Annotated in this window: 19 protein-coding genes and 4 pseudogenes; 9 read left to right on the forward strand and 14 right to left on the reverse strand. The window is 60.1% G+C overall.

Annotation, left to right across the window (positions count from 1 at the left end; translation table 11 throughout):
• Positions 1-85: 85 nt before the first annotated feature.
• Positions 86-397, reverse strand: a pseudogene (gene repC / locus AC07UR_RS24520) (replication initiation protein RepC); the annotation flags it as partial.
• A 181-nt stretch (positions 398-578) separates the two neighbouring features.
• Between repC and AC07UR_RS24525 the strand changes: the two are divergent.
• The gene (locus AC07UR_RS24525; protein WP_209792541.1) at positions 579-1,016 is read left to right on the forward strand and encodes a hypothetical protein; all 438 of its coding nucleotides are present in this window, start codon (positions 579-581) and stop codon (positions 1,014-1,016) included.
• 522 nt (positions 1,017-1,538) lie between these two features.
• On the opposite strand, the pseudogene AC07UR_RS24530 reads toward AC07UR_RS24525, so the two are convergent.
• Positions 1,539-1,652: pseudogene (locus AC07UR_RS24530) on the reverse strand (LysR family transcriptional regulator); the annotation flags it as partial.
• Between the two features lie 635 nt (positions 1,653-2,287).
• On the opposite strand from AC07UR_RS24530, the pseudogene AC07UR_RS24535 reads away from it, so the two are divergent.
• Together AC07UR_RS24535 and AC07UR_RS24540 are read left to right on the forward strand one after the other, a co-directional pair.
• Positions 2,288-3,441: pseudogene (locus AC07UR_RS24535) on the forward strand (efflux RND transporter periplasmic adaptor subunit).
• Entirely contained in the window at positions 3,438-6,578 is a 3,141-nt protein-coding gene (locus AC07UR_RS24540) for an efflux RND transporter permease subunit (protein WP_209792539.1), read from the forward strand. The pseudogene AC07UR_RS24535 and the gene AC07UR_RS24540 overlap by 4 nt, the downstream one beginning before the upstream one ends.
• 125 nt (positions 6,579-6,703) lie before the next feature.
• Here AC07UR_RS24540 and AC07UR_RS24545 read toward each other — a convergent pair whose 3' ends face one another.
• The 10 genes from AC07UR_RS24545 to AC07UR_RS24590 all read right to left on the reverse strand — a co-directional run bounded on the left by AC07UR_RS24545 (position 6,704) and on the right by AC07UR_RS24590 (position 17,643).
• Positions 6,704-7,168 carry a BA14K family protein gene (locus AC07UR_RS24545; RefSeq protein ID WP_209792536.1) on the reverse strand — a complete coding sequence of 155 codons (465 nt, stop codon included), beginning with the start codon at positions 7,166-7,168 and terminating at the stop codon, positions 6,704-6,706.
• Between the two features lie 930 nt (positions 7,169-8,098).
• Complete coding sequence (locus tag AC07UR_RS24550; RefSeq protein WP_173422098.1) at positions 8,099-8,842, reverse strand: amino acid ABC transporter ATP-binding protein; 744 nt, start codon at positions 8,840-8,842, stop codon at positions 8,099-8,101.
• Complete coding sequence (locus AC07UR_RS24555) at positions 8,839-9,813, reverse strand: amino acid ABC transporter permease (protein ID WP_173422099.1); 975 nt, start codon at positions 9,811-9,813, stop codon at positions 8,839-8,841. The genes AC07UR_RS24550 and AC07UR_RS24555 overlap by 4 nt, the downstream gene beginning before the upstream one ends.
• A 59-nt stretch (positions 9,814-9,872) precedes the next feature.
• Positions 9,873-10,706, reverse strand: a complete 834-nt coding sequence (locus tag AC07UR_RS24560; protein ID WP_173422100.1) for a transporter substrate-binding domain-containing protein — start codon at positions 10,704-10,706, stop codon at positions 9,873-9,875.
• Positions 10,707-10,850: 144 nt separating this feature from the next.
• Complete coding sequence (locus tag AC07UR_RS24565) at positions 10,851-11,240, reverse strand: carboxymuconolactone decarboxylase family protein (protein WP_173422101.1); 390 nt, start codon at positions 11,238-11,240, stop codon at positions 10,851-10,853.
• On the reverse strand, positions 11,233-12,042 hold the full coding sequence (locus AC07UR_RS24570; protein WP_173422102.1) for an alpha/beta fold hydrolase: 810 nt from the start codon (positions 12,040-12,042) through the stop codon (positions 11,233-11,235). Before AC07UR_RS24570 ends, AC07UR_RS24565 begins: the two co-directional genes overlap by 8 nt.
• A gap of 2 nt (positions 12,043-12,044) precedes the next feature.
• Positions 12,045-13,121, reverse strand: coding sequence for an LLM class flavin-dependent oxidoreductase (locus AC07UR_RS24575; RefSeq protein ID WP_209792534.1), 1,077 nt, complete (start codon positions 13,119-13,121; stop codon positions 12,045-12,047).
• A 34-nt stretch (positions 13,122-13,155) separates the two neighbouring features.
• Positions 13,156-14,670 carry an aldehyde dehydrogenase gene (locus AC07UR_RS24580; RefSeq protein WP_173422104.1) on the reverse strand — a complete coding sequence of 505 codons (1,515 nt, stop codon included), beginning with the start codon at positions 14,668-14,670 and terminating at the stop codon, positions 13,156-13,158.
• Position 14,671: 1 nt separating this feature from the next.
• Positions 14,672-15,658 carry a flavin reductase gene (locus AC07UR_RS24585; RefSeq protein WP_173422105.1) on the reverse strand — a complete coding sequence of 329 codons (987 nt, stop codon included), beginning with the start codon at positions 15,656-15,658 and terminating at the stop codon, positions 14,672-14,674.
• A 179-nt stretch (positions 15,659-15,837) separates the two neighbouring features.
• Positions 15,838-17,643: a helix-turn-helix domain-containing protein gene (locus tag AC07UR_RS24590; RefSeq protein ID WP_173422106.1), complete on the reverse strand. Its 1,806-nt coding sequence runs from the start codon at positions 17,641-17,643 to the stop codon at positions 15,838-15,840.
• Between the two features lie 170 nt (positions 17,644-17,813).
• Between AC07UR_RS24590 and AC07UR_RS24595 the strand changes: the two genes are divergently transcribed.
• The 4 genes from AC07UR_RS24595 to AC07UR_RS24610 all read left to right on the forward strand — a co-directional run bounded on the left by AC07UR_RS24595 (position 17,814) and on the right by AC07UR_RS24610 (position 20,428).
• A complete protein-coding gene (locus AC07UR_RS24595) occupies positions 17,814-18,416 on the forward strand; it encodes an amino acid synthesis family protein (protein ID WP_173422107.1) in 603 nt (200 codons plus the stop codon).
• Between the two features lie 35 nt (positions 18,417-18,451).
• Positions 18,452-18,931 carry an Lrp/AsnC family transcriptional regulator gene (locus AC07UR_RS24600; RefSeq protein ID WP_173422108.1) on the forward strand — a complete coding sequence of 160 codons (480 nt, stop codon included), beginning with the start codon at positions 18,452-18,454 and terminating at the stop codon, positions 18,929-18,931.
• A 268-nt stretch (positions 18,932-19,199) separates the two neighbouring features.
• Positions 19,200-19,877, forward strand: coding sequence for a L,D-transpeptidase (locus AC07UR_RS24605; protein WP_173422288.1), 678 nt, complete (start codon positions 19,200-19,202; stop codon positions 19,875-19,877).
• Positions 19,874-20,428: an OmpA family protein gene (locus AC07UR_RS24610; protein ID WP_173422109.1), complete on the forward strand. Its 555-nt coding sequence runs from the start codon at positions 19,874-19,876 to the stop codon at positions 20,426-20,428. The genes AC07UR_RS24605 and AC07UR_RS24610 overlap by 4 nt, the downstream gene beginning before the upstream one ends.
• Positions 20,429-20,542: 114 nt before the next feature.
• On the opposite strand, the pseudogene AC07UR_RS24615 reads toward AC07UR_RS24610, so the two are convergent.
• Positions 20,543-21,086 (reverse strand): annotated as a pseudogene (locus AC07UR_RS24615) (LysR family substrate-binding domain-containing protein); the annotation flags it as partial.
• A 56-nt stretch (positions 21,087-21,142) separates the two neighbouring features.
• The gene (locus tag AC07UR_RS24620; protein WP_173422110.1) at positions 21,143-21,613 is read right to left on the reverse strand and encodes a BA14K family protein; all 471 of its coding nucleotides are present in this window, start codon (positions 21,611-21,613) and stop codon (positions 21,143-21,145) included.
• A gap of 838 nt (positions 21,614-22,451) precedes the next feature.
• On the opposite strand from AC07UR_RS24620, the gene AC07UR_RS24625 reads away from it, so the two are divergent.
• A complete protein-coding gene (locus AC07UR_RS24625; protein ID WP_173422111.1) occupies positions 22,452-22,646 on the forward strand; it encodes a hypothetical protein in 195 nt (64 codons plus the stop codon).
• A gap of 1,335 nt (positions 22,647-23,981) precedes the next feature.
• Positions 23,982-25,820 (forward strand): PBP1A family penicillin-binding protein, encoded by a 1,839-nt coding sequence (locus AC07UR_RS24630; RefSeq protein ID WP_234903007.1) that lies wholly within the window; start codon positions 23,982-23,984, stop codon positions 25,818-25,820.
• Positions 25,821-26,047 lie beyond the last annotated feature (227 nt).

Here is a 26,047-nt window from a genome sequence, read left to right on the forward strand (position 1 = left end):
CAGGCTAATATCAACACACTGATACCGCGAACAAATCTCGAGGTACCGCGGTTTTCAATGCTTCGTACCCAAAGGTTGGCAAGAGCCCGCGCTCGGCCTTTCGCGTAAAATCGCTCAGATAGCCTCCGGCAGAATTGATGTGCCCTGCCCTTTCGAGGATACACGCCATGACGGCGGCCGCATTCTCGGCCCCAAGGATTCCGCAGGCCTCCTCATAGGCGCTCGGACTGACCCCGAGCATCGATCGAACCACGACGGCGGCAGACAAAAGATCGTGCCAGCGCACCGTTCGGGCCGTAATCGCGGAACTCCGGGCAGGCCTGCAGCACATACCCAAAGGAAACGTCTTTATCGGCTACCGCATCGGCCTGATTTCAGGGCTCGGCTTCGCGCCCTGCGCTCCGGACTACGGAACCGAGGGTCTTTCTGGAAGTGTTGTCGTAATGCGCAGCCACCGAGCAAGCGATTAGACCTCAGATCTGCAACTCCGCTCGCCAGCATCGTGATTGGACAGGGCGCGGGACGAGGAACAGGCTGATTGAGCTGGCATTCGCAGCACCATTTGATTGGAGGCGACAATGAAGCACCATACATTAGAGCAGATGCAGAACATCGCGCAAATAGAGCCCTTCTTCCACCTGCATGGGATGTCGCGCCGTCAGCGACTTGAGCGCTGGGCCGAGCTCCTTGAGGAAATACGGCATAGGCACCTCGACACGCTTCACGAGACAGAGTTCCAATCCAGCGAGGAGCGAAATGCACTGCGCTGCGACTATTCTCCGATAACTGTCGCATTCCGCGATCCCGTTCTCCATTCGGCCGGTATGAAGAACGATACCTATGGCGAAGCGATACGGTTTTTCGAGATCTCTGACGAAGAGTTACATGACGTTGTCTGCTATTGTCGCTTCGGAACCACCGTGAGTGCGGCGGCAGCGGCTCGCCAAGTCCGCGTCCTGCTGTCCGATAAGCCCATGGGCTTTTGGTCTTCACTGCGGGCATTGTTCATTGGTTAGATCGGCGACGTGCCACCCAACTCGACTGCAATCATGGGGCGCCTAGATAGCGCTCAGCGCGGAAGGGCTATTTGCATCCCTCGCATAAATCGGCGTTCCCAATAAACTATCGTCTAGCAGGCGCCCCATCTGCTTCTGCTGAGGGAAACTATCACGTACGAGCCGTTTTCAACCTCTTGATGGGGTAACGGAACCCTGACAGCTGTCAGGTTTTTCGTGAGGCGAATACGATATAAAGCCGGGCTTGCGGCATACATGACCGATCCGGGCCTTTCACCGCCGCCCGCCGGCCGAGCCGCCGCGATTGAGACGATCTTGCGTGACTGGCTTGTTGCGCATCGGCACATGGCCGACGTCCCGGAGCTCACTCCGGTTCGGTTGGATTCCAAGGGCGTGAATCGAGAAGAGGTGCAGTACCCCGGTTTTATCGGATAGCCAAAGGTCAGGAATCGAGCCGAGTCCCCGGCAAGCCGCTCTGCTCCTTCGAGGGTCCAGGTCGCTATGAAGGGTGGTCTCATCCCCTCACCTTCCCGGCGGTAGCGACCGGGCAATGTCGATGATGTCGTGCCGTGATGCGGTTGGGTCCTCCATATTCCAGGCTACCCCAAGCCCGATCTTCAGATCGACACTGCGCACGGGTCTGAAGGGCCGCAGCCGATCCTACATACGTGGCCTCGCGGTCATGCCGCGGCATGCGCTCACTCGGCTGTCACTGACCTTCGCAACCGGCCGCGAAACTGCGGCTGCACAATACGCGGAGGTCGTTGCCACATACATTGCACCCGCGAGAGAACACCTCGACATGCCGGTACACTTATCTAGCAAGGCATCCGGCGCGCGCCACGATATCTCGTCGAGCACCAATAAAACTATTTCAAGGGCGACAGCCAATAGGGATGGACTGCAGCGTACGCAATGTTACGTTGCGAAAGCAGATCACACAGGATTAGGGCAGCACCATGAAACATGCTCCCATTCTTATTCTGCTCGATGCAACGGTCCTGCCGGGATGCAGTCCCACGGAACGAGGTGCGGTCATCGGAAACGTCGCTGGACAGCGTGGACGGGGCTAAATAGGCACCTGCCTCCGCTGACGACTTGGTGAACACGACCCGTTTGCTGGAACGCGCGATCATTGTCGAGCGCCCCAATTTTTTGTCGTGCATGTTCAGGTTGACGGCCGATCCGCAGAGCGCATTCCTCAGTATTTACTTCGGCAGGCCGGGTCCGGTCAGCCGTGCCGGCGTACCAACTTTTTGCTGGAGTTCCCCATGAACCGTACAGCTTGTATCACCCGCGTCTGCTGCGCAATCCTTCTCGGTGTCTCCAGCCTCGTGCCTGCTGAACTAGCGGCGCAAACGGTGGCCACTGTCGGTGCAGCGAAGGTTCGCGTAGACGACGTCTCTCCGAGGTACGAGTTCGTCGGTCGGGTCGAAGCCATGGAGGCTGTTGATGTTCGCTCCCGCATCGATGGGTTTATCGACAAACGGTTGTTCGACGAAGGTACCGTCGTTGAGGCTGGCCAACCCCTCTTCCTCATCGACCCACGCGATCTGGAAATCGCGTTGACCGTCACGCAGGCCCAACTGGCCAGCGCGAAAGCCACCCAGACAGATGCCGCACGTCGCTTCCAACGCAACCGCGCCTTGAACCAAACGGTGTCACGCGCGACGCTGGAGGAAAGCGAGACGGCCCTCGATACGGCTGACGCGGCCGTTCTGTCCGCCGAGGCCAGGGTGAGCCAGGCGAAACTCAATCTCAGCTACAGCAAGATATCTTCCCCCATGAAGGGCCGCATCAGTGCGGCATCGCTATCCGCAGGCAGCTTCGTAAACGCCAGTTCCCCGGCGCTGGCCAGGATCGTCCAGATGGACCCGGTGCGGGTTGTTTTTTCCGTGAGCGATCGGACGGTGTTGGACTTGCGTGTAGCGGCAGGAAAGATCAGCAAGGAGGAACTTGCCCAACGCTTCCAGCTTTCGCTGCGCCTTTCGAACGGGCAGCAATACAAGCAAGGGGGAAGATTGAGTTCTTCGGCAATGAAGTCGACGAGCGGACTGGTACGCTTGCCGTGCGTGCACAGTTCGCCAACCCCGACCTTCTGCTCGTACCGGGTCAGTTCGTGACGGTGGTGATCGCCGGGGACGAGAGGAAGATGCGCCCGGTCGTTCCCCTCGGCGCGGTGCATCAGGACCGTGAAGGCAAATATGTCCTCCTTGTCGGCGACGACGGGAAGGCTATCCTGCGTCGCATCATGGTCTCCGAACAGGCGGGCGGCAACTGGATCGTCGACAGCGGTCTTGAAGGCGAGGAGATGCTGATCGTTGAAGGGCTGGCAAACATTGCCGACGGATCGGCCATCAAAGTACTTCCCGTGTCTGACGATAGCGCCGATAGGTCCGCTTCCCAATCGGGTGCCTCACAATGAATATTTCCGCCCCGTTTATAGGCCGGCCGCGGCTTGCAATGGTCATTGCGGTGATCATGCTAATCGCCGGTGCTGTCGCCCTCCTGCAGATACCTGTCGCACAGTTTCCGCAGATCACTCCGCCCGAAGTGCAGGTGACGGCGAGCTATCCGGGGGCAAATGCCAGCGTCATGACGGATAGCGTGGGTGCGCCGATCGAGGATCAGGTGAACGGCGTCGAAGATATGCTCTACATGTCTTCCTCCAGCACCAACAATGGTACCTACAGTCTGACGGTGACGTTCGCGCCAGGAACCGACCCGGCGATCGCGCAGGTCAACGTGCAGAACCGGGTCGCGATAGCGACGCCGCGGCTGCCTGCCGCTGTCACCCAGACGGGCGTTTCCGTGAGAAGCCGTTCGTCCAGTATGCTTATGGGGCTAGCGATCTATTCGCCGAAGGGCACGCGTGACAACGTCTTCATCAGCAATTACGCGACAGTCAATATCCGCGATGCCATCGCCCGCGTGCCAGGTGTCGGGGAGGCAGGCGTGTTCGGCCCAACCTACAGCATGCGGGTCTGGATGAACCCTGACCGCATGCAGGCTCTGGGCATCACGGCGTCGGATCTCGCCACTGCGATACGGGCGCAGAATGCACAGGCCTCCGCCGGCCAGATAGGCTCACCTCCCACGGCGTCGGGCCAGCAGCTGGAGCTGACAGTAACGGCGCTGGGGCGTCTTGCCGACGCGAATGCGTTTGGCAACGTGATCGTGCGCACGAACCGCGACGGCGCGATCGTGCGCCTCCGCGATGTCGCGCGCGTCGAACTCGGCGCACAATCCTATGACACCACGTCGACGCTCAACGGCCTTCCCAGCGCCACGCTCGTCGTCTACCAGTCCGCCGACGCCAACGCACTTTCTGTCTCCGAGGCGGTCGTGAGCGAGCTTGAAGCTTTGTCGCGGCAGTTTCCAGACGACATCGCCTATACGGTCGTTTTCGATACGACTGCCTTCGTCAAGGAAACCATCCGCGAGATCTTCATAACGCTCGCGATTACCTTTGCCCTCGTCGTCGCCGTGGTATTTGCCTTCCTCCAGGACTGGCGCGCAACGGTCATCCCGACCCTGACCATACCCGTTTCACTCATTGGGGGCTTCGCCGTCCTCTATGTTCTCGGTTACTCGGCCAACACGATCACCCTTTTCGCGGTCATCCTCGCCATCAGCCTTGTGGTCGATGACGCCATCATCGTCGTCGAAAATGTCCAGCGCATCATGGACCAGACCGGGGCCAACGTACGGGATGCCACCCTACGCACCATGGAGCAGGTAACGGGACCGATCGTCGCGACGACGCTGGTACTTGCCGCACTCTTCGTGCCGGTGGCCTTCCTTGCCGGCATCACCGGCGAGCTTTACCGCCAGTTCGCCGTCACGATCCTGATTACCATCGTCTTCTCGACGGTCAATGCGCTGACCCTCAGCCCGGCCTTGTGTGTGCTCATGCTTCGTCCAACGCCGAGACGGCGACTTGGACTGTTCGAGAAGCTGAACGCAGGCCTCGACGCTTCCCGGCGTTTTTACCTGAACCTGCTGCTCGCTTTCGCCCGACGGCTCGCCCTGGCGACGCTGGTCCTGGTCGCGGTCGCAGGGGGAATCTACGGCCTCTACCGCATCATTCCGACTGGTTTCGTGCCCGCCGAGGACCAAGGCTACCTGTTCATGAACGTGCAGTTACCAAACGCAGCTTCCCTGGAGCGCACGGAACGGACAATGGCCGAGGTCAGCGCGCTCCTGCAGCGCACGCCCGGTATCGCCAATACGATTGGCATCGCGGGTGCGAGCATGATCGGCGGTGGTGGTTCGAACTCTGGCATGATCATCTCGGCGCTAAAGCCGTGGAGCGAGCGGGGGCCGGAGCAAAGCGTCTTCGCACTAATGGGCCGTTTACGGGCCGAACTTGCAACGATCTCGACCGCATCCGTCGTGCCCTTCAATCCACCGGCTATTCCGGGGCTTGGCACAACGGGCGGCTTCGACTTCCGCCTTCAGGCGCGCGGCGGGCAGAGCCAGGAAGAGCTTGCCGAGGTCATGCGCAGTCTGATCATGCGCGCGAACCAGACGCCCGGCCTTGCCTCAGTGTTCAGCACATTCTCAGCCGACGTACCGCAGGTCTACCTCGACATCGACCGGGAGCGGGCGGAGCTATACAGCGTGTCCCCCGCCACGATCTTCAGTACGCTGCAGTCCCATCTCGGGTCGTCGTACGTGGACGATTTCAACATCCTTTCCCGGGTCTTCCAGATCCGCATTCAGAACGAGCCGGCCTTCCGCAGCCGGATAGAGGATATCCAGCGACTGAGGGTGCGCAGCGATACGGGCGACCTCGTTCCGCTGCAGGGCTTGCTTTCGATCTCCACCCACTACGGTCCGAATTCGGTGAACCGCTACAACCTCTTCCCCTCCGCCTCGATCAACGGCCAGGCCGGACCGGGCACCAGCACCGGTGAGGCGCTGAGCACCATGGAGGCGCTTGCGGCAAGCACACTGCCAACCGGCTTTGGATTTGAGTGGACCGGGCTGGCACTGCAGGAAAAACAATCGGGCAACCAGACGGTAATGATCCTTATTATGGGCATCGTCTTCACCTATCTCTTTCTCGTTGGCCAGTATGAGAGCTGGAGCATTCCGATAGCCGTGATGATGTCTGTCACAGTGGCCGTTCTTGGGGCCTTGGGAGCACTCTTGGTAGGCGGTATCGATCTCAACATCTACGCTCAAATCGGCCTTCTCTTGCTCATAGGCCTTGCGGCCAAGAATGCCATCCTGATCGTGGAGTTCGCCAAGGATCGCCGGGAGGAGGGAATGAGCATTATCGATGCGGCTACCGAGGGAACGTCGCAGCGTTTTCGGCCGGTGCTGATGACCGCGATGGCGTCCGTTCTGGGCGTTGTACCGCTCGTCCTCGCCACGGGGGCGGGCGCGGGCAGTCGACAGGCGATCGGCGCAACCGTGCTCGGCGGTCTGCTCGTGGGCACTGTCCTCGGATTGGTGATCATCCCGCTGCTTTATATTCTCGCACAGACGCTGCGCGAGGCAGTCAAACGCCGTCTGTTCGGTCCAGCCGATGCCCAGGACGAGAGTAATGCCTGAAACCTAAACACTCGACCTGACACCGGAGAAACTGGAGGATCGTGGTGTCGTTCTTACGCGCAGTTCGGTTCTGGTCGATGACGCCGGCGCCGGCGCCGGACGCCCTCGCGCCTCTCACCCCGCTGTCAATAGTACGGCGAGATGCATGCTTGTCGGGGGCCGTGATAGGGCTGGAACGTGTTGTCGAAGGCCCTGTAGGAGCGATATCGTGCGTAGCACCAGCGCGTGTGTGTGCCGCCGCCATAATAGACTTGACGGGAATAGCGTGGCGCATAATAGCGCGGCCGATAATAGGTCCGCCCGTAGTAGTCGGGTTCGTAGTAGCTCGGGCCGTAATACCGGGGTTGCGCCAACAGGCCGCCGATAACGGCGCCAGCGGCAAGCCCCCCTAACGCCCAGGCCCAGTCGTCGCCACCGCGATGATGACCATTGTAGTAGCCACCGTGATAACCGCCATATCGGCGGTATTGAACCGGTTGAGCTTGCGGCGCTTCAATCTTCGGCGCAGAAAGAACGGGAAATGCCCTGGCTGGCGCAGCGCATGTCAGCCCAGTGACAAGCGACAGAGCAACGATTGCAAACCTTTGCATTGTCTTCACCTTTCCTCTGTAGCGCTGCAAGTCGAACTCGGCACGCTAGAAACACTGCAGCCCTTTCGATAGCCTCATAATTGTACTCCAAAACCGATTGGAGTTGAGAATTTATGCATCGGCGAAAACCACCCATCGCGCTTGCCTGTCGACGGCTGCGCACACGCTTTTGCGCGCGCCGTGCCCAGCCCACGGTGTTCGTCATCGCCGTAGCCGGCGGGCGCTACAAGCTGCGGCGCAGGTTTCCATCCGATGCATTTGAGCGGGAGATGCTCAGGTCGCGCATCGCCGGGATTGGCGTCGATCCAAGAGACTAGAGAGGCAACAGCATAAATACAAATGAGTGCGTTTGAGTGCTTCAGCGATCCGCTGAACGCATAGTTTGCGGGGGGATAGCCACCTCCCATTAAACGAAGTTCGTCTAGGCTCCCTTTGGGCAGCAGCCCCACCCCGCCCCCCGCTTAACACCGCTGAGGGCTAATCGTGTCGCGGGATGAAGCGGGTGACCACCTCCAACATTGTACGTCTTGAAACACCTCAGCGAGGCGATGCCGGTCTTGCTCTCATCTGCGACCTGCGAACACACATGGGGCACTTTTGCGGAGGGCCTGATCCGGACGTCAGACCTATGGGAAGGTCACAATCGTCCCAGTCGACCCGTTATGTGAACTCGTAGCAGCCGGGCTCAAGGTTGGTGCACGGCATCGCGCGGACCTTCAACCCCGGCTCCATCGGAGTTTGGCTTGGCCGTTGGCTCACCGAGCCGAACGATGCGACCAGCCCGCATAAAGACTTTCTTGCCTGTCATCGCTCACGTTCTCCCTCGATCACCCAGTATTTGCCGGCGCCCTTCTGCTCGGTCTTCTCGAGGATCATGTCGATGATCGTTCCACACACCCCAAGCTTACAATCTCGCGCCGGCTGAGCTCTTCAATGCTTCAAGATTTGACCGAGGAAAAGCTTCGTCCGCTCGTGCCTGGGATTGGAGAAAAACTCGTCCGGCTTTGCTTCTTCAACAATCTGCCCGGCGTTCATGAATATCACACGATCAGCGACCGCCCGTGCGAACCCCATCTCGTGGGTGACGCAGACCATGGTCATCCCGTCCTTGGCGAGACCGGTCATGGTTTCGAGCACTTCCGACACCATTTCAGGGTCAAGGGCCGAGGTGGGCTCGTCGAACAACATCACTGCCGGCTGCATGCAGAGTGAGCGGGCAATCGCCACGCGTTGCTGCTGACCGCCCGAGAGCTGGACCGGGAACTTGTTTGCCTGTTCAGGAATACGAACCCGGTCAAGGTACTTCAGTGCCCGTGCCCGCGCCTCTGCCTCCGGCACGCCACTGATCCACATCGGCCCAACCATGCAGTTCATCAGCACTGTCATGTGCGGAAACAGATTGAAATGCTGGAACACCATGCCGACATTGCGCCGCACGTCCGAAATATTGCGCATCTTGGCATGCAGGTGGATACCGTCGACGACGATATCGCCTTCCTGATGCGCCTCCAGCCTATTGAAGCAGCGGATCAACGTCGATTTTCCGGATCCGGACGGGCCGCAAATTACGATGCGCTCGCCCTTGCGGACCGTCAGGTTGATATCGGTCAGCACTTGAAAGGCACCGTACCATTTGGAAACGTTCCTGACTTCGATGATGGTTTCAACACTCATCTGACCTTGCTCCTGGCATAGTGGCGTTCGATGCGGGACTGGATGAGCTCAAGGCAGATGGACATGATCCAGTAGAGCATGGCGGCTGAGATCAGCATTTCCATGTGCTGGAAGGTTTTCTGGCCAAGCGTGCGGGCAAGAAACATCAGTTCCCAGACGCCAATCACCGAGACGAGCGAGCTGTCTTTCAGCATCGAGATGAACTGGTTTCCGGTTGGGGGAATAATGACCGGCAACGCCTGCGGAAGGATGATCTTGCGCATGGTCAGCCCGAAGCCGAAGCCGATCGACCTTGAGGCCTCCCACTGGCCGCGGTCGATGCTCTGTATGCCTGAGCGGAAGATCTCGGTCATGTAAGCGCCGTAGCAGAGCGAAAGCGCCAGGATACCGGCCGGAACGGCATCGATGATGATGCCGAGCTGAGGCAGACCCAGATAGATCAGATAGACCTGCATCAGGAGCGGCAGTCCTCGAAAGAACGATGTGTAGAAGCTTGCGATCGCATAGGCAAAACCGTTGGTCGACAACTTGGCCACCGCGCCAAGGATTGCGATGAGCGAGGCGATAGCGATCGAGATCGCCGACACATAGACGGTCGTCACGAGACCCTGGGCGATCAGAAAAGGCAGCTTTTGTTCGATGAACGGCAGGCTCAAGTGAAACGTCTGGAAGAAGGCGAGAAATAACGCGAGAAGCTCGAGCCATACAATGGCGATCTGGACCCTGAGGCTGGCAAAGCCGATCAGAACGATGTTGAGGCTGAAGAGCGCTGCGATCACGAGGGCGATGGCGAAACGGCCGTAGAAACCGCTCTGCAAAGGTTCGCCTATCACCGGGCGCATGAGTTCTCCCATTGTCGTCCCGGTCAGATTGAAGGCGGTGAAGACGATCAGGGCGGCGGCGAACACCGTCGCTACGAACCGCGGGTTGTGGACGAGTATTTCGGACTCGACTGTATCCGGATAAAGCATCTTAGTCCCTCTGAACAAAAAGGCGCTCCGGACGACCGGAGCGCCAAACGTGGGAAGGGTTACTTCGCGACGGTGTAGTCGACGCCGTACCACTTCTCGGACAGCTTGCTCAGCGTGCCGTCGCTCTGCATCGCCTTGATCGCTTCGGCGATCTTGTCGTTCAGTTCCTTGTCGCCGTGCTCGATGGCAACGGCGAGCGGCTCATAGAAGACGGGAGCGCCGATCTGCTTGATCGGATAGCCTGCCTTGATGGCGTCGCGAATGCTCGGCAGAGACGACACCACCGCGTCGAGGCGAACGCCGTCACCAAGGCGCAGGTCGTCGAAGGCCGTTGACGAGTTGGCGTAGGATTTCACTTCCGTCGGCTTGAACACGTATTCGAAAGCCGGCGCACCGGCGGCATCGAGCGTCAGCTCTTGCTTGGCGTAGGCCTCGAAGGTGGACGTCGCTGTCGTTCCGACGACCTTGCCGTCCAGATCGATCAGCGTCACTGCAACGCTATCCTTGTGAACCGCGACCGCAGCCGGCGTGTAATAGTAGACGGCGGGGAAGTCGAAGATCTTGGCCCGTTCCTTGGTTGGCGTCATCGAGCCAATGTGCATGTCCCAGCGGCCCTGCCAGTTGCCGGCTGTGATGATGTCCCAGCCCGGGGTGACGAATTCGACGCCGACACCCAGTCGCTTTGCGACTTCCTTGGCGACATCGACGTCGAAGCCGTCCATCTCGTTCTTGTCGTTCATAAAGGACTGCGGCGCCCAGCTGGCGTCGGTCGCAACCTTCAGGGTTTTTGCGTCGAGCACGCGGTCGAGTACGGCACCTGCATGGGCCGGAAGAGCCGCGAGCGAAATGGCAAGCGAGGCCGCCGCCGCAGTCAGTTTGGTGAAAGTGTTCATGCTGTCGTTCCCTCTTTTGTCGTTCTGGGTTTTTCCGGCAGGGTCCTCTTCCTGCCATCGGGTTGATCTTGAGTTCTCAAGGCCCCTCCGTCTTCCGGCGATATGAGGCAGCGCGGAGCCGCCCCTTCCTAGAAACAGTGGAAGTCAGCACTCGCCTTTCTGGTCCATCTCGTCACGGACACTGCGTGCGACCCTGAAGGCCTCGACGCCCGCGGGAATGCCGCAATAGATCGCGATCTGGACGAGCGCCGCGCGAAGCTCTTCGTCGGTCAGGCCGTTGCGGATCGCCCCGCGGAAATGGATGCCGAATTCATGCATGCGGTTGAGCGCGGCGAGCATTCCAAGGTTGAGCAGGCTTCGGCTCTTCAGATCGAGCCTCTCGTCCGTCCAGGCGGTGCCCCAGCAATACTCGTTCAGCAGATCCTGGAAGGGGCGCGAGAAAGCATCGCTGTTTTTGATCGCCCGATCGACGTAGTCGTCACCGAGCACCTTGCGCCGGATGGTTTCTCCCCTTCTCTGCAGCGCCTCATCCATTGACCGTCACTCCCTGGCTCAGAAATTCACCCATCAGATCCGCTATGACGTGGGGCGCTTCGATCAGGATCGAATGCCGCAAGCCTGGCAGGATCCGAAGCTCGGACCTGGGAATGCGCTCGTGCATGTAACTGGCCATGCGCGGATTGGAGCCGGCATCGTCCTCGCCGGTGGCGATCAGCGTCGGGCACCGGATCTGGTCGAGAAATCCGCCGAAATCCGTCTCTGCCAGCACCCGGTAAGCAGAGGCATAGCAATCCGGATCGTTTTGGGCGTCGCGCGACCTGAGCCTAGCGATGACCTCGGGGTTTCGCTCCTGGAAGCCCTCCGTCAGCCAGCGCGACAGCGATGCATTGTGGTGATCCGCAGGGGTCCCGGCTCTGAGCGCTGCAAGGCGCTCAAGAACGCGCTCGCGCTCGAACGGCGTGCGACCGGCGACGGTCGACAGAAGAACCAGGCGGCGCAGTCGCTGAAGGTGGGTCAGAGCCAGGCGCTGGGCAATCAGGCCACCCAGCGAGAAGCCGGCGAGATTGAAGGTGGGAAAGCCCGCCCGGTCGGCAAGCGTCAACGTCTCGTTGACGAAGTCGTCGATCTCGTATCGCCCGGTCACCCGGCTTGATTGGCCGTGGCCGCGCAGATCGAAGGTCAGGATCGTGAACCGATCCTTCAGCCGCTCGACCACGCCCGACCACGCCTCCAGATAGGATCCGACGCCGTGAATGCAGACAAGCGGCTCGCCGTCCCCGTCGATGCGGTAGTTGAGCGTTACCTCGCCGATCGTATGACGCTGCATCCCTGCCATCGTCAGCGTCCCACCGCGACGCGCTTCTGCTCATTTTCGCGGGCTGCGAAGAAGGGCATGATTTCGGTGATGAACAGCTCAAGCGTGCGCTTCTGCAATTCGAAGGGCAGGTTGAAGGTCAGGCCGAGGCAATATTGATCGACGCCGGCGGCCTCGTAGGCGAGCAGCTTCTCGATCGCCTCGTCCGGAGTCCCGAACATCAGGTTCTTGCGGATATTTTCCGGATTGTAGTTATCCTTGCCCTTGACCGCTTCGTAAGGCACGGCTTCGGGGAACCCGTTGTGTACCGCGCCAATGTTCTGCATCAGGTTTTCGAAGGCGCGGCCGTAGTCCATGCTGTGCTTGACGGCGAGTTCCCAACCATCCGGCCTGTCGTAGACGCAGGTCCGGCGCTGCATCATGAAGCGCGGCCGCGGCACTTCCGGGTGGTCAGCGACCGCCTTGCGGAACTTGTCGGACAGTACCTGAATTTCTGCGGCTGGCGCAGAGAGCGGCGTTGACAGGATGCTGGCGCCGTTGGCGACCGCCCAGTCGAAGGTTCCAGGATCGCGCGCCGCCACCCAGATTGGCGGATGGGGTTGCTGCAGGGGTTTTGGCACCGCCGCAGTGACCGGAAAATTCCAGTATTGCCCCTCATGCGCATAGTCGCCGGACCAGAGCTTTTTAACCGCCGGCACGATCTCCTTCATGTAGGCGACGCCTTCCTGCTGCGGCATGCCTCCTGCCATGCGGTCGAACTCGTATTGGTAGGAACCGCGCGCGATACCGAACTCCAGGCGACCATTGGTCAGGTGGTCGCAAAGCGCCGACTCGCCTGCGAGCCGGATCGGGTTCCAGTAGGGTGCCACCAGCGTGGATGTGCCCAACCGGATGCGATCGGTGTGCTGGGCAAGCCAGACCAGCGTCTGGAACGGGTTCGGCGAGATCGTGCATTCAAGCGTATGGTGTTCAGCCGTCCAGAGGGCCTCGAAACCACCTTCGTCGGCAATTCGCGCGAGCTGAAGCAGGTTGCTTTTCACCCGCTCCATCGGCACGTCCGGTGAGAAGCGTTCCATCGTGAGGGAGACTGCGAACTTCATGGTTTCTGCCTTTCCTGTGCCCGTGCTTCTGCTGTTATTTCAGGCGAATGATGAAGGGGTCCTGCATGGCGCCGGAGTAGTCGACGATGACGTTCTTCAGCCGCGAGAACTCGTGCATGACCTCGAAGCCGCCGCGCCGGCCGTAGCCACTTTCCTTGAAGCCGCCGTTGGCGGACATGAACGAGGCGGAGCGATAGGTGTTGATCCAGACCGTGCCGGCGTCGATCCGGTTGGCGAAACGCAGCGCCCGATCGATGTCCTTGGTCCAGATGCCGGATGCGAGGCCATAGCGCGTGTCGTTGGCAAGCTCGATCATCTCCTCCTCGTCACGGAACGGCATGACACCGACCACCGGGCCGAAGAGTTCGTCACGCATGAAGGACATGTCGTTTTGCGCATCGATCATGACGGTCGGCTCGAAGTACCAGCCTCCCTCGGCAAGCCCTTCCCTCTCAGGGCGGCGGCCGCCGGTTGCGATCTTCGCCCCTTCCTTGACGCCGGACACGATGTATCCTTCCACCTTCGAGAGCTGGTCGGCGAGCGCCAGCGGACCGATATCCGTGTCGTCGACCGTCGGCAGGCCGACGCGGATGCGTTCGGTCCTGGCAACGAGCGCATCGATGAACTTGCCGTAGACGCGCGCCTCGACGAAGCATCGTGAACCGGCCACGCAGGTCTGACCGGCCGCGGCAAAGACACCAGAGACGACGCCGTTCACAGCGTGCTCGATGTCAACGTCACCGAAGACCACATTGGGAGACTTGCCGCCGAGCTCCATCGAGCAGGGAACAAGGTTCTCGGCCGCATTTCCAGCGATGCGCCGGCCAGTGGCCGTGCTGCCCGTAAAGACATACTTAGCGACACCGGGATGACGGGTCAGCGCCTCGCCGGCGCTTTTTCCCGTACCCGTCACGATATTGACGACACCGGCCGGGAAGCCCGCATCGTGGATCAATTCAGCAAGCGCCAGCGTCGAGACCGTTGCGTGTTCCGAGGGCTTGATGACGACGGTGTTGCCGATCGCAAGGCTAGGCGCCAGCGTGCCGGTCAAGAGCATCAGCGGCGAGTTCCACGGCGTGATCATGCCGACGACGCCCAAGGGCTCGCGAAGATTGAAGTTCAACGTATCGAGCCGGTTGATCGGGATCGTTTCGCCCTGCAGCTTGTCGGCCATGCCGGCGAAGTAGTAGTAGCTGTCGGGCATGGCGCGCATCTGCGCCCGGGTTTCCTTGAGCAGCTTGCCATTGTCGCGCGTCTCGATTTCCGCGAGCGTATCGGCGTTGGCGCGGACGAGTTCGGCAAGCCGGCGCATCAGCGCGCCGCGATCGGTCTGTGTCATGCGCCGCCAGTCCGGGTTGCGAAAGGCGGCGTTGGCGGCGGCCACGGCGGCCTCGACATCATCAGCATCCGCCTCGGCAAAGTGATACCAGGGCTCACCCGTCGTCGGATCGAAGCTAGGTATGTACTTGCCGTTCTTCGGCGCCACGAACTGCCCGCCGATAAACAGGGGCTGGCGCGAGCCTTCAATGGAACTGACTGTCGTTTTCATGTCATTGTCCTTGGTCTTGGGAGGCCTGAAGCCAGGCACGGGCTTCACCGTCGATCATCGCGACGCGGCCGCCGTCATTGCTATCCATGTAGATGCCAAAGCGTCCCGCCTGCCGCTCACGCACATAGCGCCGCAGCATGGATCGCAGTTCGTGGGTGCCGATCGCGTCGTAAGGCAGATCGTCGAGAGAAAAGAACCGGAGATCACCGGGCACATTTGTCCCCTCACCGGCGAGCCGCGCGCGGTAGACGAGATAGCCAGGATCGCTGTCGGCGACGTCGAAGACGGAGTAGAGGAAGGTCTCCTCCGGCACGAGACGAAGCGCATCGCCACCATCGACGACGAGCTGGCTATCCGCCTTGCGACGCCGCGCCGAGGGCAACACCCATCCCCCCTTGCCATCCGCGCGCAGCAACAGGCGATCACCCGCTTCGATCAGGTAGCCGATGATCATTCCATGAGAAGCAAGCCAGCCGTTCGGCAGCGGATCCTTGACGCTCGCATAGCGGCCGCGACAGAAACCGAGCGGCGCGGTCGGGCTCGTCCCGAAAGCGCGCACCTGGCCGATCAGAACCGCATGGTCGCCGGCATCGACCGTGCTGAAGGTGGTGCAGTCGAACCAGGTCAGGCTATCGGTCAGCACCGGCGCGCCTGTGTGAATGTTGTCGTGCGTCACCGACTGGAATTTGTCTTGCGCCTTGGAGGCAAAGGTACCGGAGACGTCGACCTGTCCCTCGTGCAGGATGTTGACTGCAAAACATCCCGCGCTGGTGAAGGCTTGGTAGCTCGATGCCGACTTCGCGACGCAGACCAGAAGCAACGGTGGATCGAGTGAGACGGAGGTAAAGGAGTTCGCCGTCATGCCGCGAGGCATGCCATCCTCGTCGCGGGTCGTGATAACAGTGACACCGGTCACGAAAGTCCCGAAGGCGCGGCGCAGCGCAATGGGATCTATCGGCGTGTCCGTCGATGCATCTTCGATCACCATGCGTTCGTACCTCCTCTCGATTACATTGAGAGGAGGCTATCGTGGCGATCACGGCTGTTCTTCCGTGACTTCATAGGAAGAGATCGAGAACTTCTTCACCGATCCCTAGCAGGGCAACAGAAGCCAAAAAACAGCATGGCGACCCTATCGCAAGGGGTACTTCAGCGGGATGAGAAATATCAGGCGCGTGCCGAGGAACGGTTGTCGATGACACCGTGCAGGCGAAGGGCGAGTTCGACGGCAAATCGCTTTTCCGGCGTCTCGATATCGATGCCGAAGAGTTCCTGAATCCGCGTCAGGCGGTAGCGCAGCGTGGTGACGTGCAGACCCATCGTATCTGCGCAGGCCTGGCTACGGCACCCCTCCTGCAGATAGATCGACAAGGTCTCGAGATAGGGCGTTCCGTTTTCGCGATCGTGGTCGGCGATCGCGCCGATGCTTTCTTGGACGAAGCCGCGCACATCGCCCGCGTCGCAGGCTGCTACCAGCATCGGAAGGGGACCGAAATCCTGGGCCGATATCGCCCCGTTCAAGCCGAAGGAGCGACCGATCCCGATCATGCGCGTGCAACGCTCCCAGGCGGCAGGATAGTCACCAAGCGTGGAGCAACGATTGCCGACCACTACGATCGGTTCCTCGTCGAAGTAACGACCGAGTTCTTCGGCAATGCGGCGCGTGAGCTTCGCCATACGCTCCTGTCGCTTGCCGGTTTCCGGCGGAACCAGGCAAACCACTCCGCCGTCGATGGCAACAAGGTTCGCTTGCATCGACGCCTGCTGCAGGATGCGTGATAGCGTGTGCTCGACATCGACGGACGCGCCGCCGAACGCCTTGGTCTTTTCCGGGAAATCGACGACGATCATCTGCTGCGGGGCGGCGAAACTGAACCCCAGACGCTGCGCACGCTGGGATATGTCGTTCGCGTTGCGCCAACGCCCTTCGACCACCTCGAAGAAGAGCTCGGTCTGCGTCCGTGTCTCAAAACGAAAGCGAATAAAGCTGCGCATCATCTGCACGCTCAGCGCAAACTTGGCGCTGTCGAGCATCAGGAGGTCGAGTTCGCTGAACTCCCGCAATGTCGGAAAGATGATCAGCGCCCCGACGAGCTGCATATCGACCATCAGCCCCTCGATACGCGCGCTGATCCGGAAGCGCTGCTTGCCGTCATCCAGGAACAGGCTCGTTCCCTCGGTCGTCCCCTTCTCGACAGCGTCACGCGCTGCTTTCATCAGCGGCCGGGCAAGGACGGTCGAGGCCGCTTCCTGCCAACCAGCATCGTCGAACAAGGTCACATTCGGCGACTTGCCCGCCATGACCTGGTTCGCGGTGAAATCGACGACGACCGTCGGATTGGGAAGCATCGTTCCAACCATGGCCGAGAGCGACGAAACCGAACCGTCGGTCAGCACATGTTCCAGAAGCGACGTATGCGCCTTCAATGCGCGCTCCAGACGCTGGGCCGAGACCTTCTGCGCTTCCAGCTGATGTTCGCGCTCGACGGCGACGGCGCCCAGGTGAATGATCGTGCCGAGAAAGGCGAGATCGTCCTCGGTAACATCCGTCACCTGCCTTGCGATGACGCTCAGGACCATCGGCCGGCCTTCCGCATCGCTGCAGTTCATCGGCATGACGAGAACGGTGCGATAGTCGCGCTCGAAGGCTTCCTTGCGGTAGCCTGGAAACTCGGCGGTTTCGCGCGCGTCGCGGATGTAGACGGGTTCGTTTCGTTGCAGCGCGATCAGGGAAGGACTTGTCGCTAGTTCCCATTTGTCGGGCAGCGCCCGCTGGATCAACGTCGGATCGTAGCGCACGATGACATGCGCATAACCATGAGCGGCATCGATGCCCATGATCGACCCCAGAGACCAGTTCGCATGGCGACAGGCGGCCGCAATGAGCTGCTGCAGCACTGTCTGAAGATCGCCGCCACTGTTGATCTGACTGGCGACGTCGCGGAGCGCCAGTATCCGGGACTTCTGATCCAAGTCGTCTCGCCTCTTGACATTCATCAAGCAACCATGCGCGTGCCGAAGGCCAAAGTCTACTCTGCTTCGTTGAAGCCGATGCGCACATCATCCGACGAAACGTAGGAAGCGTCATTCGGCGATCCCGCTAGGGTGCGAGACAATCCCAACAAACAGCAACGGCACATCCCATGACGATCGGCATTCGAAAATTCTACACTTTCCTGGAAGAGACATTGGTGGAAGGCGGCAAGGCAGCGCCCCGTCCCGTCAATATCGTCGTGGTCGCGGCGGTGATCCACAACCCCTGGGCCGGCCGCGGATTTGTCGAAGACCTCAGGCCAGAAATCATTCGCATTGCCAGTGAGCTCAGCCACGAAATGACGAGCCGGCTGCTTCGGCAAATGGAGCCCGAGCGGATCGAGGCTTGCGGCAAGGCAGCTGCAGTCGGCGTTAACGGTGAAATCGAGCACGCCTCGGCGATGATCCATACGCTGCGCTTCGGCAATCCCTTCCGCGAGGCGATCGGCGGTACGAACTATCTAGAATTCGCGAACACCCGCAACGCAGCCGGCGCGCTGCTTTGCCTGCCGATGATGCACAAGAGCGAGAGCGGCAAACGATCGCATTTCCTGACGGCCAATTTCCAGATCGCCGACGCGCCGGGTCCCGATGAGATCATCGTTGCAATCGGTGCCTCAGACAGCGGCCGCGCCCATGCCCGCATTGCCGACCGCTTCCAGGACATCGCCGAAATGGATGCCGAAAAGGCCGCGCTGCGCGCCAAGGTCTGAAGTGAGCTGACAGGCAAGTTGTGTGGGAGTTTGTGATGAGGCTTGATGCGACCGACCTGCGCATTCTCGATGCCATCCAGCGAGACGGCCGCATCACCAAACTTGCGCTCGCCGATAAGGCGGGCCTGTCTCCCACGGCCTGCTGGATGCGGCTGCGCAAGTTCGAAAAGGCTGGCATTATCAGCGGCTACCATGCGCATGTGGCATTGCGGCGGCTGGCCCCGGTTGCAAGCTTATTGGTGGAGCTAACGCTCGCCAACCACCGCCAGGCTGACTTCGACCGGTTCGAACGAGCCGTCCGCGACGTTCCAGAAATCGTCTGCTGCTGGTCGGTTGGCGGCGGCGTCGACTACATCCTGAAAATTGTCGCCGCCGACATCGACGCCTATCAGCGCCTGATCGATGCGCTGCTTGACCGGGAGCTCGGCATCGCTCGCTATTTCACCTACATCGTTACCAAGACTGTCAAGGAAGAACCCGTACTTCCCTTGGCTATGCTGGTGGACGAGGCCTAGAACGGGTCGTAGACACACGCACCATTGATGAAGACAGTGACATGTCAACGCCGTTTGAGAACGCCCACCTCGCCGAGCGCTGGGCAAAGCGCGGCCGCGGCCCTGTCTATTGATCATGATGGACACCCCGACGTTACGATCCCCGGTGGTCGGCACGCAGGAATAGGTGCAATCACCTCTCTGGAGATGCCGGGGAATTTTATATTGTAGAAAATTACCAATCTGTTTTACTGCGGCTCGCTGCTTGGCTTTTCGGGGGATATTGCCGATGGAATGCACCCGCAGGGATATTATGCTTGGTGGTCTGGCCCTGCTAAGCGCCGGCGCAATCCAAAAACCGGTCTTCGCTGCGGCGACGTCCTATTTTTCCGGCCCTGCAGTCGACAATGGTGTGACCTACCGAAGCACGAATTTCGCCAAGATCGACAGGAAATGGCAGCGTCAGGTCGTCAAATATTTCAGCACCGAGCCGATCGGCACGGTCGTTGTCGATACAAGGCACCATTTTCTCTATCTGATCATGGAGAACAAGACTGCCATCCGTTATGGCGTCGGCGTCGGGCGCGAGGGCTTCAAATGGTATGGCCGCGCTACGATCGACCGCAAATCGCTCTGGCCGCGCTGGACACCGCCGCCGGAAATGCGCGAACGTCACCCCGAACTGCCTGAGTTCGTCGACGGGGGCTCGCCGAAGAACCCGCTTGGCCCGCGCGCCATGTACCTGCTTCGTGATGGTATCGACACCGGCTATCGCTTCCACGGGACGCTGGAGCCGGGTAGTATCGGCAAGGATGCCTCCAGCGGCTGCATCCGCATGTTCAATGAAGATGCGATTGATCTTTATCAGCGCTGCCCGATCGGCACCGCCGTTCAGGTCCTGCCACACATTGCCGACAAGGCCCCCGAGGTCAGTCAAGCAACTCCGGTCACAACCCCCGTCGAATGAGGAACACCGCCCTGATGCCCGCTATGCCTGGCTATATGAGGCTGCTTTCTGCTGCGGCCATTCTCCTGACGCTGACCGCCTGCAACACCACCGAGATTGCTGCGGTCGAAGAACCAGCCGCGGTGCCGATGACCGGAAGAACCGACGATCCGGCTCCCGGCTTCGAGACTGTCTCGGCTGGCAGCGAGGAGGATTTCATCCTCAATGTCGGCCGCCGAACCTATTTCACGCAGGATTCGGCCGCGCTCGACCCCGTCGCCAAGGCAACTCTGGACAAGCAGGCGACCTGGCTCAACAGCAATCCGCGCTGGCTGGTCAAGCTGCAGGGCTTCTCCGACGACAGCGGCTCCGCCTCGAAGATGGCGGATCTGTCGCAGCAGCGCGCCGATGTGGCGATGGCCTATCTTGCCTCGAAGGGCGTTGACCCCAGCCGCATGTGGGCCAAGGGCTATGGCAACGACCGCGAGGTGCGCGACTGCGCGGAGCGTTCCTGCAAGGTGCAGAATCGGCGCGTGGTCTCCAATCTTCGCGCAGAACGGGACACACTCTGAGAGGCAGGTGTCCAGGAAGCGTCGCCTTGTTAACTACCTTAGTAGAGAGGCTACCGGCAAACCCCTCCGTTTGATAAGGGATTGCGAACAGGAGCAACCTTGGCCACCTCGCCCTCACTTCCCCGACCTGACTAACGACCGCGCGATATCGATGATGTCGTCGCGCGCTGCCGTCGGGTCGTCCTTCGACCAGGCGACACCGAGCCCGATCCGGAAGTCGACGCCCCTCACCTTCCGAAGCTCGAAGTTGCGGTTGGGCAGATCCAGCGTCCATTCCGGCGCAAAGCCGATGCCAAGTCCGGCTGACACCAGCGAGAAGGTGTCGTCACAGGTATAGGCGACACTCTTCGAAAGATCGTGCTCCTCGAACTTCTCCGCGAAATAGCGAGAGGTTCTGCCGCGAGAACGAGATGATCTTTTCGCCCTTTAGATCCTCGAAGCCGATCTCACTTCGGGTAAGCAGCGCGCTCTTCTTCTCCATCGCCAGCAGGTAGCGCTCATGCGCGATCGAGAAGAAACGGACCGAGCCGATGTTTTCGACCGGGCGAATAAAATCGAGATTAATTTGGCCGTTCTCGAGCCCGCGGATGATGTCGTTGGTCGAGCCACTGGAAATATGCAGCTCGATATCGGGATACTTGCGGCCGATGCGGGCTACCGAATGTAAAGCATCGAAAGCGGCACGGCTCATTCCCGGAGCGAGAGGCGTCCTGATCAATAATACGGCGACACACATTCCTGGCGTTGTCCATAATAGGGCTGGAAGGTGTTGTCGTAGGCTCTGTATGACCGATACCGGTCAAAGCACCATTCGACATGCGCTGATGGCGCGTTGGAATAGACCCTGCGGGGAGGTGAGGCGATCGCACCACCGATAACCACTCCAGCTCCGAAAGCAGCGAGAGGGTACCACCACCCGTCACTGTGTCGACGATACCCGTCCCGACGGTAACGGTAACCCTGGTGGCCATTGTAATAGCCGTATCGCGGGCCCACATCGTAACGATAGCCATTGTACCCCCGTGAGCGCGGCGGGCCACCGTAGTGACCTGGCTTGTGGTGGACAAACTCGACGGACTGAGAGAGAGACTTGCCGCCCGTAACAGGAGACATAGGCACGGCCTGAGCCGAGACCGCCGACAATGCCGTAGCGGCTGCTACGAATATTGTACCTATTGTTTTCATGACTTCACCCAAAAGCTTCCTGCTAAGAGATGTCTGTGATTAGTACGCGCCACTAACGGGCTGCGCGTGGAATTCGGGCTGACTTCCGATGGTGAACAGAGCGAAGCCGCTTACCCAATCACTTAGCGCCAAGAATATCGCGTGCCATAGGACCTCAGTCCTATGGCCGCCCCGCAAAGGTCCTATATGCCGCTCGAGCCGGTCGGCTCTACGAGGGTGGAGGCGATCTCGCTTGGTTGCGCCGAATTCGGGCGGGATCCGGAGATTTCAGTGCGGAGCCTACGCCCGCATATCGACAACGTCGCGACGGGATTGTCCTCACCTCGTGGGTTTCTCGTGCATGTATTCGCGCACGCTTCTTGAAGTGCTCGGTGCCGTTACATAGTATCGGTAACTATATGTAAATCTGCGCCCCCTCAATCAGAAGTACTATAACTTTAGTGATAGGAAACCATCCAATTCTCTACTTGAGGACGTTGCGCGACTTGGTGACTTCGGCGCACAACGTGGAGCCAGTCTCCAGCCCTGACGAGGGAGCGATCCTGGCGGTGCATGTCGACCCGTCGAGCCTGCACAAGCTGACCCGTGGTGGCCCTGACTGGACACATAGTTCCCCACGATAGAGGCACTCGGCCCATCGGCGATGATCCCTGAAGGCGAGGCGGCGGTGCTCGTCGATGTCGGCAGCGGTTGTTGCAGGCGGCGCTCGGCGGCCGGGCTGCAAGCGTATCCGCGGTGAGCCGCCACTGAACTTTGGAGTTAAACGAAGCTTCGCCTGACCATCGTCTGAAAGGCCCGCAGACTAGGGTCGCCCCCCCCATGCGACTGAAGTCTGGCCATGGAACGGCCAGGGGGTAGCGACTGGCTGGTTGGTGACAAACACCTGTCAGAAAAAGTCGTCGGCCGACTGGAGCAGTCTCATCTCGTCGAAGAGAGCTTCGTGCGTGGCGAGCCGTTGCTGACGATCGTTGGGCAGGCGATCAAGGGTCGGCTGCAAAAGTGTTCTCGCGTGCGATTGCTGCCAGCCGAATGAAAGGCGGCCTCCATGCAGAACTTGTCTCCCTCAGAGAAGAGATTGGTTGCAGCTCCAACACGCGCATGAGATGAAGCGTGGCAGCGAAATAGCTTGTCCTGCAGGAACATCCTCGCGATCGGAGCGATGATAGCGGCGATGCGGGTTGAAGCAACCAATAGCCCGGCTCCTTCGTAGCCCCCATTCGCGGGTAAAGCCTCATCGGGCCGGTCGTGAAATGGCGCGCAGACGCTGCCTTAGAAGTCAGTACAGCATCCGAGCTCGGCGTTGCGCTCAGCCGAGGCGCGGGCAACCGGGCCTATTGGCAAATGCCACGGTCACGAACCGCCCACGTCGCTCACCGTCAACAACGATCTGTCGGCGTGTTACCGCCTGGATCTCAGGATCTCGTACACCAAGTCGCGATGCGCGACGAAGCGCCTGCCGTTCGCTACAACCCGGCCGCTCATATTCCTCGTCGTAGTATCGGCGGTCTCGGTCTTGATCGCGGAACTGCATGTGTCCGGTCGCCCATCCGGACCTATATAGAGATCCAATGATTGCGCCGATGACGTCGATGAAAGGGCAGAAAGGGCGCCCACTGCCAGCAGGCCCGCTGCCAGAAAATTGTGAAGGGACTTTCGCATGTCCGCCTCCTCAGTAAAGTTCAATTGACCATTGAGAACTGAACGATGAAGGACCGGTAAGGTTCCCGATATCTCTGGCGCTTCGTTCCCCGTCGCAAAGACTGGGAACGCAAATCTCGTCGACCGCGTGAGCAGCCGCTCCGGTCAACGCCTTTCTTCCGCCTTTTCCCGCGCTAAATCCTAGATGCAACAACAGCGCCGGCAGGAAATGAATAATTCCTCAGACAACTCAAATCGGACCGATGAGCAAAATGCCGCCTCCGGCGCCGAACCAGAACACCTTGGAGTGTCCGTTGAGGCAGTTCTCAGCTCCAATGACGGCAGAACAGAAAACGGGTCTTCTCCGCAACGAGGTGCGGAAATCACGGCGCCGCATCCTTTGGCGTTCACGGAAAGCAAGCTCGCGCTTCGCCATCTCGCATCTGCATTTCGACGTGATCTCGGCACGATCGGACGGCATTTCGAGACAGTTTCATCCGCGCTGATCAACACGATCAAATCGGCAGCGAGCGCTCTGGGCGCACGAATGCCGCACGGTATGAAGTTGAAGGCGGCGACCACGCTGTCTTCCGTGACCAGAGGCATACCCGGTGCGATAGGCGCCATCACCACGCCGGTATGGTTTCGTTTCCTGCGAGCTCCGCTACGGTCATGGAAGGTCGGTATTGCGACGGTGCTGCTGAGCGTCTTGATCTTGGCGATCGGAACGATGACGTGGGCACTGAAGGACGTGCCCTGGAGAGAAATTGCCGATGGCTCTCTGAAACCGATTGTGGTACTTGAAGCCGCTGACGGCAATCCGATCGTAAGGCAGGGCCCCTTCCAGGGTCGCTACGCCCGATACGAGGAATTCCCCGTACATTTGCTCGATGCAGTGCTTTCAATCGAAGATCGCCGGTTCATGGATCACTACGGCGTCGACGCTAGAGGGATCATGCGGGCGATACTCAGAAACTTCCAGGCCGGCACGGTCGTCCAGGGCGGCAGCACCATTACCCAGCAGCTCATCAAGCTGCAGTATCTTGAAAGCGATCGTACGCTGAAGCGCAAACTGCAGGAGTTGGTCGTCGCATTCTGGCTCGAGTGGAAACTGGGCAAGCGCGAGATCCTGACGCGGTACTTGAATTCCGTTTACCTTGGGGCAGGCGCGACGGGAATGCCGGCGGCGGCGCGGATCTACTTCAACAAGGATATCGCCGCACTCAGCGTGCAGGAGGCCGCCATGCTTGCCGGTCTCCTGAAGGCGCCGAGCCAATTGAATCCGATCGACAATTTTGACGCCGCACGTGAACGGACGGCAACGGTCCTGGACGCGATGGTAACAAACGGAAAGTTGGGGTCAGAGGACGCGATCGCCGCGAAAGCAGAGTTTGCTGAGTTGCACCCAACCAGCCCGACCCCGCGCCTGGGCAGCTGGTTCGCAGACTGGATCTCACCCCAGGCCGGCGAAATTGCGGGAGCCTCTCCAGGTTTGACAACAGTGCGCACGACGCTGGTACCCCACCTTCAACAACTCGCCGAGGAGGTGGTGGCCCGCAATCTTGACAAGGACGGGAAAGCGGTAGGTGCGTCGCAGGCAGCGCTTGTGGCGATGACGCCGGATGGAGCGGTGGTCGCCATGGTCGGTGGACGAGACTACAAGATCAGCCAGTTCAATCGCGCCGTCTCCGCCAAGAGGCAGCCCGGCTCAACATTCAAGCTATTCGTCTTTTATGCAGCCCTCAAGAACGGGCTTACCCTGGGTGATAGGGTCTTCGATGGTCCGATTGAAATCGACGGTTGGTCGCCGCAAAACTCGACCGGCCGCTACCGCGGTTGGGTGACACTTGCCGAAGCCTTCGCCCGATCCTTGAATGGCGCGACCGTCGCGCTGGCGCAGGACGTGGGCGTCGAGAATGTTATCGCCGCCGCGAGGGACCTTGGTATCGACGCTCCACTTAATCCGGTGCCGGCATTGGCGCTTGGATCATCCGAAGTCAATTTGCTTGATCTGACGGGCGCCTATGCTTCGATCCGTCTTGGCAAATCTCCTGTCGAACCTTGGGGCGTCATCGACTTTCAGGCGTCCGGCCAAACCAGGGCCTTCCGCGTCGGGCCGCTGGTTCCAGCAACTATCGATCTCGCCTCCTACCAACAGGACTTGGTGAGCCTACTGCAGCTCGTGGTCGAGCGCGGCACTGGCCAAGACGCTTCGCCGGGCGCATTTGCTGCCGGGAAGACAGGCACCAGCCAGAACAACCGCGATGCCTGGTTTGTAGGTTTTACGGAGGATCTCGTTGCGGGCGTCTGGGTCGGCAACGATGACGATACACCAATGAAAGGCGTGACCGGTGGAGCGCTTCCGGCGCGCATCTGGCGGGACTTCATGCATGCGGCTATGTCGCAACCGGCACAGCCGATTGATCCGGAGACCGGGCTCATGACAAGCCAAAGAACGCCTGCGGCATCCTGCAACATCAGAGCTTGCGCCCGGAGTTATCGATCGTTTCGGGCTTCCGATTGCACCTACCAACCCTATCGGGGAGAGCGACGGCTGTGTGAGAGGTAACGACCAGGTTGCCACTTGGCCTGGACCCATTTACCAAATACGCTCTGCGCAACCCAGACCCGATCCTGACATCGATACCCCTCACCTTCCTGCACTGAAAATTGCGGTTCTGCTGTTCGAGCGTCCAAACGGGCGCGAGCCGAACGCCAAGGCCCGCCGAGCCGGGCAGGCCATTGGCGTTAAAGTTGAAGGTCAGACATAAAGCGTCGCATCTGAGCGGCAAATCG

Source organism: Ensifer sp. GW821-FHT05G01 (genome assembly GCF_059419585.1).

Bases quoted from the DNA above. Each gene is read 5' to 3' on its own strand.
- AC07UR_RS24525 (WP_209792541.1), top strand. From the start codon at position 579: ATGAAGCACCATACATTAGAGCAGATGCAGAACATCGCGCAAATAGAG.
- AC07UR_RS24540 (WP_209792539.1), top strand. From the start codon at position 3,438: ATGAATATTTCCGCCCCGTTTATAGGCCGGCCGCGGCTTGCAATGGTC.
- AC07UR_RS24545 (WP_209792536.1), bottom strand. From the start codon at position 7,168: ATGCAAAGGTTTGCAATCGTTGCTCTGTCGCTTGTCACTGGGCTGACA.
- AC07UR_RS24550 (WP_173422098.1), bottom strand. From the start codon at position 8,842: ATGAGTGTTGAAACCATCATCGAAGTCAGGAACGTTTCCAAATGGTAC.
- AC07UR_RS24555 (WP_173422099.1), bottom strand. From the start codon at position 9,813: ATGCTTTATCCGGATACAGTCGAGTCCGAAATACTCGTCCACAACCCG.
- AC07UR_RS24560 (WP_173422100.1), bottom strand. From the start codon at position 10,706: ATGAACACTTTCACCAAACTGACTGCGGCGGCGGCCTCGCTTGCCATT.
- AC07UR_RS24565 (WP_173422101.1), bottom strand. From the start codon at position 11,240: ATGGATGAGGCGCTGCAGAGAAGGGGAGAAACCATCCGGCGCAAGGTG.
- AC07UR_RS24570 (WP_173422102.1), bottom strand. From the start codon at position 12,042: ATGGCAGGGATGCAGCGTCATACGATCGGCGAGGTAACGCTCAACTAC.
- AC07UR_RS24575 (WP_209792534.1), bottom strand. From the start codon at position 13,121: ATGAAGTTCGCAGTCTCCCTCACGATGGAACGCTTCTCACCGGACGTG.
- AC07UR_RS24580 (WP_173422104.1), bottom strand. From the start codon at position 14,670: ATGAAAACGACAGTCAGTTCCATTGAAGGCTCGCGCCAGCCCCTGTTT.
- AC07UR_RS24585 (WP_173422105.1), bottom strand. From the start codon at position 15,658: ATGGTGATCGAAGATGCATCGACGGACACGCCGATAGATCCCATTGCG.
- AC07UR_RS24595 (WP_173422107.1), top strand. From the start codon at position 17,814: ATGACGATCGGCATTCGAAAATTCTACACTTTCCTGGAAGAGACATTG.
- AC07UR_RS24600 (WP_173422108.1), top strand. From the start codon at position 18,452: ATGAGGCTTGATGCGACCGACCTGCGCATTCTCGATGCCATCCAGCGA.
- AC07UR_RS24605 (WP_173422288.1), top strand. From the start codon at position 19,200: ATGGAATGCACCCGCAGGGATATTATGCTTGGTGGTCTGGCCCTGCTA.
- AC07UR_RS24610 (WP_173422109.1), top strand. From the start codon at position 19,874: ATGAGGAACACCGCCCTGATGCCCGCTATGCCTGGCTATATGAGGCTG.
- AC07UR_RS24620 (WP_173422110.1), bottom strand. From the start codon at position 21,613: ATGAAAACAATAGGTACAATATTCGTAGCAGCCGCTACGGCATTGTCG.
- AC07UR_RS24625 (WP_173422111.1), top strand. From the start codon at position 22,452: ATGGAACGGCCAGGGGGTAGCGACTGGCTGGTTGGTGACAAACACCTG.
- AC07UR_RS24630 (WP_234903007.1), top strand. From the start codon at position 23,982: ATGACGTGGGCACTGAAGGACGTGCCCTGGAGAGAAATTGCCGATGGC.